Origin of the sequence: Sulfurimonas sp., from assembly GCF_032250635.1 — a bacterium.
In the GTDB taxonomy this organism is placed as follows: Bacteria; Campylobacterota; Campylobacteria; order Campylobacterales; family Sulfurimonadaceae; genus Sulfurimonas.
On sequence record NZ_JAVVFL010000244.1, the window covers coordinates 1 to 2,556 of the forward strand.

3 protein-coding genes are annotated in these 2,556 nt (G+C 38.8%); all 3 read right to left on the reverse strand.

Going from position 1 to position 2,556, the window contains the following annotated elements; genetic code table 11:
- Positions 1–107 precede the first annotated feature (107 nt).
- On the reverse strand, positions 108–314 hold the full coding sequence (locus RQ763_RS11300; protein WP_314153081.1) for a hypothetical protein: 207 nt from the start codon (positions 312–314) through the stop codon (positions 108–110).
- Positions 311–2,065 carry a Na/Pi symporter gene (locus RQ763_RS11305; RefSeq protein ID WP_314153082.1) on the reverse strand — a complete coding sequence of 585 codons (1,755 nt, stop codon included), beginning with the start codon at positions 2,063–2,065 and terminating at the stop codon, positions 311–313. Before RQ763_RS11305 ends, RQ763_RS11300 begins: the two co-directional genes overlap by 4 nt.
- A gap of 81 nt (positions 2,066–2,146) precedes the next feature.
- Positions 2,147–2,556: hypothetical protein (locus tag RQ763_RS11310; RefSeq protein ID WP_314153083.1), on the reverse strand; the 410-nt coding region annotated here is incomplete at its 5' end.

Genomic DNA, 2,556 nt, shown 5'->3' on the forward strand with positions numbered 1-2,556 from the left:
ATGATATAATTTTAGGAATTATCCGATGCTGACACAGAATCTTGAACACTACCTCGACTACTCTCAAGGCTACTACTTCTGTGAACCTAAAGAAGATCTCTAGCAGGCTAAACCCTCTCAAGAAGTTTCTTCAAAATATAGAGCTTGGCTTGTAAATCCCCAGCCTCCTCCTCATTTTGAGCACTCTTTATCTCTTTTTTCGTCTGCTCAATCTTCTTGTGAAGCTTCTCTTTTAACTTCTCCTGCTTTTTCTCATCGTTTATCTCACTGAAGAAGAGCTTCTCTATCCCTTCAAATACTTTGTCTATCTTCATTCTTTTGCTCCTAATGTTCTGATGTCTATATCACTTATCCACAATATTGTAGCAACTTGTATCAATTTTTGTGTTACGTCGTATGCAAATGCGCTGTCATTAATAAGCGAGGTAGCCATCTTAGAGTCAATCTTATTCTCCCGGATAAGCGTATCAATCCTGCTGTTTTTTATATTGTCTAACGCTTTTGTACTCTCTTTTAGAAGCTCAGTAGTAGAGATAACATCCAACTCGTCATCATGCTCTTTTAACTTCTCTATAGTATCGATTGTCTTTGCGATGTACACTCTTAGGTTGTCGTACTCCTCTTTAATATAAGGATTTTTTGATTTGGAGTAGTAAAAGATATTTTTTTGCAGATCTCTCATGCTTTTTAGAGCCTCCACTATCTCGCGTGAAGCAAGCTTTAGACCGTAAACCCTATTTTGGTCATCTTCGTTCATGTTCTCCTGAGAAAGAGTTGCATAGTGGATAATATCGCCGTAGAGCGATTTAATCTTGCTCGCATAGAACTCGCTTACATCCGTATTTATGCTTATGTCCGAATTTTTCACCACCCCCTCTATATCTTTGCTCCCTATAAACTCGTGACGGTGTAAAAACATGGAGTGTGAAATTGCCTCAATAGCACTGTTATAGAGGTGAATTATCTCTTTTTTTATAGACTCAATCGCCGCATCAGGCACGTTAATGACAACATCATCAAGATAGAGGGGCTTTAGCGCATAAATATTCACCTCTAAAAAAAGCGTCTCTAAGTACTTCACAAGCCTGTGCGTAAAAGGAGATACTATCATGACACCGATAAGATTGAAGATAGTATGAAAAAGTGCGAGTTTCATGGCGTAGTCATCATCGGCAATACCGACTTTTAAAGCCAAAAATGTCGTCAAATCACTGAGCGGATAGAGGAAGAGTATAGCCACCGATGCCGTTATGATGTTGAAAATAAAGTGGGCAAGGGCAACTCTCTTACCGTTAGAGTTTGACGAGATGGCTCCAAGAATAGCCGTTATCGTAGTACCGACATTTGCACCGATTGCCAGTTCAATCGCATTGATATATACAATCTGGTTTGTTGCAAGAGCCGTAATGATAAGCGCCATAGTCGCACTGCTTGACTGCATAATTACCGTTGCAACCACTCCAAGAGAGATATATACCAAAGCGCCAAAATAGCCCTCAACTACGAACTTTGACATGTCGAATGTCTTTTGCAGGATCTCAAAACCGTCTTTCATGTAATCGATGCCAAGAAAAACAAATCCCAGTCCAAGAAGTATCTTTCCGACCCCCTGATAACTCTTACTTTGGGCGAACTTAAGCACTGCGCCAAAGATTATCATTGGCATTGCGTAAGTTGCTATGTCTATCTTTACACCAAATGACGAGACTATCCACGCCGTAGTCGTTGTTCCTATATTTGAGCCGAATATTACCCCGATGGCACCGCTAAGGGTGATAAGCTCCGCACTTAAAAATGAGATGATGATAACCGAGACCAAAGAGGAGCTCTGCATAAGGGCAGTTGCTATAACCCCCGTACCTATCGCCTTTGGCAGAGTATCGGTACTGACTTGCAAAGCCTTCTCAAGCACGCCTCCGCTAAAGAGCTTAAAGCCATCCTCCATAAAAAGCATACCGACCAAAAATATAGCAATACCCGCTATGATGATCTTGTAGTCGTCGCTGTAAAAGACTACAAATGCAAGTGCAAGTAAAAAAAACTGAAAATAGTACTTTCTAAACATCAACGACCTTGGATGAAATGAGTGTGATTTAACATACTACTATCTTTTGTTTTAAATTTGCTTTTTTATGTTTTTCTGATTTTATTTCAAACTATCTTTGCTATCCAAAGTTTTTTTCTTCTCACTAGCAAGTTTTCTCTCTACTTTTTTGATGTCTTCTTCAGGTTTTACATTTTCAGGAACAATTCCACGAGAGATGAGGGTTTCTCGTACTGCTTTATTGTTAGTTACATGTTCATTTGAGATTTGATTCTCACTTTTCATATTCTTTTCTTTTGCATTGTAGATGGTTATTTCCGTTGCAAAATCTTTTGCTTTTAGCAATATAGTCGGCATAAAATCGGCTAAAGGTTTGTTTTTAATATTCCATCTCTCTTTCATCTGTGCCGTTGTTCGATTAAAAAGTGCCTGATCTCCTTTGCTTCTAATATATGCAAAATCATTATTGCCTCCTGTTTGCTCATATATTACTTTTGATAGTTCTTTTTCTG

What these genes read in the sequence shown, in the direction of transcription:
- RQ763_RS11305 (WP_314153082.1), bottom strand. Translation starts at nt 2,065, where the DNA reads ATGTTTAGAAAGTACTATTTTCAGTTTTTTTTACTTGCACTTGCATTT.
- RQ763_RS11300 (WP_314153081.1), bottom strand. Translation starts at nt 314, where the DNA reads ATGAAGATAGACAAAGTATTTGAAGGGATAGAGAAGCTCTTCTTCAGT.